Annotated in this window: 4 protein-coding genes; 1 reads left to right on the top strand and 3 read right to left on the bottom strand. The window is 71.4% G+C overall.

What is annotated here, in order from left to right; all coding sequences use genetic code 11:
• Positions 1-424, top strand: a 424-nt coding sequence (locus ABNT58_RS02815; protein WP_348751994.1) for a GNAT family N-acetyltransferase, incomplete at its 5' end; no start/stop codon positions are given.
• Between the two features lie 5 nt (positions 425-429).
• Here ABNT58_RS02815 and ABNT58_RS02810 read toward each other — a convergent pair.
• The 3 genes from ABNT58_RS02810 to ABNT58_RS02800 all read right to left on the bottom strand — a co-directional run bounded on the left by ABNT58_RS02810 (position 430) and on the right by ABNT58_RS02800 (position 3,417).
• Positions 430-828: a hypothetical protein gene (locus ABNT58_RS02810; protein ID WP_348751993.1), complete on the bottom strand. Its 399-nt coding sequence runs from the start codon at positions 826-828 to the stop codon at positions 430-432.
• A 46-nt stretch (positions 829-874) separates the two neighbouring features.
• Positions 875-1,963, bottom strand: coding sequence for a DNA/RNA non-specific endonuclease (locus ABNT58_RS02805; protein ID WP_348751992.1), 1,089 nt, complete (start codon positions 1,961-1,963; stop codon positions 875-877).
• Positions 1,964-2,064: 101 nt separating this feature from the next.
• Positions 2,065-3,417, bottom strand: a complete 1,353-nt coding sequence (locus ABNT58_RS02800) for a 2-hydroxycarboxylate transporter family protein (protein WP_348751991.1) — start codon at positions 3,415-3,417, stop codon at positions 2,065-2,067.
• Between the last annotated feature and the right edge of the window lie 81 nt (positions 3,418-3,498).

Here is a 3,498-nt window from a genome sequence, read left to right as displayed (position 1 = left end):
GGAGCTGGCCGATCCGCAGGTGCGGGCCGCGCTCAGCGACGAGGCTTTGCGCACGCTGGCCGAGCCGCGCCCGCACTTCGCCGGCTGGTTCAACCTGATGCGCATGGCCGACGATCCGTCGCGCATCGAGATCGGCTGCCGGCTGCTGCCCGCCCACTGGGGCAGCGGCCTGGTGCACGAAGGTGGCGAACTGCTGCTGGCCCGCGCTTTCGAGCAGCTGCAGTTGCCTGAGCTGTGGGCCGCCTGCCATCCGCAGCACCGCGCGGTGCAGCATGTGCTGCGCACGCTGGGCTTTGCCGACGATGGCGAGCGGCCTTGCGACGGCACGCCAGCGCGCTGGTTCGTGATGCCGGCCGCGGCCTGGCCGGGCGTCAAGGCCACGCCCCGGCGCACGCGCCTGCGCCAGGCGCTGCAGGCGGGCTGAACGCCTCAGGCGCTCAAGGTCTCGATCGGCTGGTTGCCGAAGATGGATTGCTCCCACGCGCTGCGGCGCGCCAGGGTCTGGCCGGCATCGCTGACGTCGCCGTGGTGCACGTCGAGGTGGAAGCGGCCGTCGCCATGCAGCGTGAACACCGCGGTGGAAAAAGCCGGCTGGCCGCTGGCGGCCCAGGCCTGGCGCAGCGCCGACAGCGCATCGGCCAGGTCGGCGTCCAGCATCATGTCGTCCAGCCGCGCGGCATGGCCGGGGCCGCTGCTCACGTAGGCGGTGGCGGTGGCGGTGTCGTCCATCAATTCGCCGTAGACGAAGGCGCGGTCGAAGGACTCGGGCAGCGCGGGCACCAGCACGTCGGCGATGCCCTGGTAGGCGGTTTCGATCTCGGGTGTCATGGGGGCAGTTTGCGGTGGGCGGCCGGCTTGGGGGCGGCGTACGGGTTCAGCGCCCGCCCGGCACGTTGTTGAAGACCCGCGTGACCGGGTTGCCGTCCACAGCGTAGCGCACAACCAGGCTGTCGGGCCGCAGCGAGTCGCCCTTGTAGCGCGGCACGATGGTCACGTGCACCTGCTGCCCGGCCTGCAGCGCGCGGTCCCACTCCTTCTCCAGGCTGCGGTACGCCCCCATGTTGAAGTTGCCGTTCTGGGCAAAGTGGTTGATGGCCTCGCGCGGGCCGTCGAACTGGCGGGCGATGAAGTGGCCGCCCTGGTCGGTGGGCAGGCGGTCGGCGCCGCCGGCTTCCAGCTGGGCGCGCTGGTTGCGCGTCTGCCCCTTGTTGAGCGTGAGCTGGCCGCTGACCTGGTTGACGCGGCCTTGCGCATCGGTCTTGTAGGTGTAGCCGTTGTGGCTGATGTTCAGGTTCGGCGTGTGGGCGCCGGTCACCGGCGGCGTGTCGGCCGCGCGGCGGGCGGCCTGGGCAGCGTCTGCCGCTTCGTCGGCCTGGCGCGCGGCCGTGGCCGCATGGTCGGCCTGCCGGGCCAGGCTGGCCGCCTCGTCGCCATGCCGGGCCACCTGACCCGCCGCCGCGCGCGTGCCGCGCACCGCCAGGCTGGCGCCCTTGGCGGCATCGCCGAAGGCGGGCACCGCGGCCACGGCCGACATCGCGGCATTGCCCATGTCGCCTTCGGCCGCGTAGATGCCGGCGTTCAGCAGGTCGGGGATGGCACCCAGCCCGGGCACGAAGCCGGCCACGTCCAGCGCGCCATGCACCCAGCCCGAAGCGGCCGACCACCAGCCGCCGCCGGCCTGCGCATCGGGCGCCTTCAGGCGTTCCACCAGGCCGGCCCGGTCGTCGGCCTTGACGGCACCGACCGCCTCGCGCACCAGTTGCGCGGCGTCAGCGGGGCGGGCTTGCGCGGCGGCCTTCAGGTCACGCGCCACCGCATCCAGGTCGGTCGTCAGGCCGCGGGTGTGCGCCTCGACGATCTCGCGGCCGCTGGGCGCATCGGCCTGCGCGGCACGCGCAGCGGCCTGGGCGGCCTGGCTGGCTGTGGCGCCGGAGGCGCCGTGGGTGGCAGAGGAGGCTTGCATGGGGCTTCACAGGGGCTGCGATGCCGGCCACTGTGCCGGCCGCGCCCCCGGGCCACGAGTCGGTGGGCGCCCCAGCTGGGGTGCGCCCTAGCTGCAGGCGCTCAGCCCAGGTGCGCCAGCACCATCAACACCGTGGTCACCGTGACGGCCCCGCCGATGCGGGTGGCCAACTGCGCGAAGGGCATCAGTGCCATGCGGTTAGCGGCGGTGAGGATGGCCACGTCGCCGGTGCCGCCCTGGCCACTGTGGCAGGCGTTCACGATGGCCGCTTCGATCGGGTACATCTTCAGCCAGCGGCCCACCAGCGCGCCCACCGCCATCAGCGTGGACACGGTGGCCACGATGGTCACGAGCGTGGGCAGGTTGAACGAGGCCACCAGCTTGTCCCAGGGCGTGAGCGAGACGCCGATGGCGAACAGCAGCGGGTAGGTGACCGCGGTGGAAAAGAACTTGTAGACCACGAAGGCGCCTTCCTGCAGCTGGGGCGACACCGCCTGCGTGAGCTTGACCAGCACCGCCAGGAACAGCATGGCCACCGGCGCCGGCAGGCCGAACAGGCGGTGGCACAGGATGCCCAGGAGGTACAGCGTGAGCGCGGTGACACCGGCGGCGGCGATCTGGTTCACGTCCACGCCGGCCCCGGTCAGTTCTCGGGCGGCGGGCATGTCGCCATGCTCACCGGGCTGCAGGCGGCCTTCGCCCGTCAGGTGCGGGTAGCGCTTGCCCACGAAGTTGAGGAGGCCCGACAGGATGATGGCCGTCAGGCTGCCAAGCATCACCGGCGGCAGCACGGTGGCAAACAGCTGGCCCTGGTCCTGGTGCAGGATCTCGGCATAGCCGATGGACAGCGGAATGGCGCCTTCGCCCACGCCGCCGGCCATGATGGGCACCACGATGAAAAAGAAGCTGTGGTACGCGCCCAGGCCCAGCAGCGTGCCCACCGCGGTGCCCACCGCGCCGGCCGCCACCGTGCCCGCGGCCAGCGGCACGAAGATCTTGAGAAAGCCCTTGACCAGCACCGTGCGGTCCATGCTCAGGATGCTGCCCACGATGATGGACGCGATGAACAGGTACAGGAAGTTGGACGCCTTGGTGAAGTCGGTCGTCATCTTCACGATGGGCTCGGGCAGCACCTTGTAGTACACCAGCGCCGAGGGCACGAAGGTGGCGAAGATGGCCGCCGCGCCGATGTGGCGCACCAGCGGCAGCCGCTTGCCGATCTCGGCCAGTGTGAAGCCGAAGAAGGCGAACACCACGATGGCCACCGAGATCTCGTTGGGCAGCTTGCCGGTGGCCAGCAGGCCTGCGATCAGCGCGCCGGCCACCACGTAGATGGGCAGCGGGATGATGCCGATGCGAATGTCCATCAGCCGCCACCAGCCCTCGGGCCAGAAGCGGCGGCGGGCCGTGGCGGGTCGCTCGACGGGCGCGGCCAGGGTGGCGGTGGTCTTCATGGGTCTCCTTGTCGGTCTTCGGGCAATGGCGTGCCGCATGTTCCCTACAGCCGGCTTTCGGTCCGCTTTCGGTGCGACTCG

The sequence above is a fragment of the uncultured Aquincola sp. genome, assembly GCF_964001545.1.
Lineage (GTDB): Bacteria > Pseudomonadota > Gammaproteobacteria > Burkholderiales > Burkholderiaceae_C > Aquincola.
This window is presented reverse-complemented; position numbering and strand designations above follow the sequence as displayed.

What these genes read in the sequence shown, in the direction of transcription:
- ABNT58_RS02810 (WP_348751993.1), bottom strand. Translation starts at nt 828, where the DNA reads ATGACACCCGAGATCGAAACCGCCTACCAGGGCATCGCCGACGTGCTG.
- ABNT58_RS02800 (WP_348751991.1), bottom strand. Translation starts at nt 3,417, where the DNA reads ATGAAGACCACCGCCACCCTGGCCGCGCCCGTCGAGCGACCCGCCACG.
- ABNT58_RS02805 (WP_348751992.1), bottom strand. Translation starts at nt 1,963, where the DNA reads ATGCAAGCCTCCTCTGCCACCCACGGCGCCTCCGGCGCCACAGCCAGC.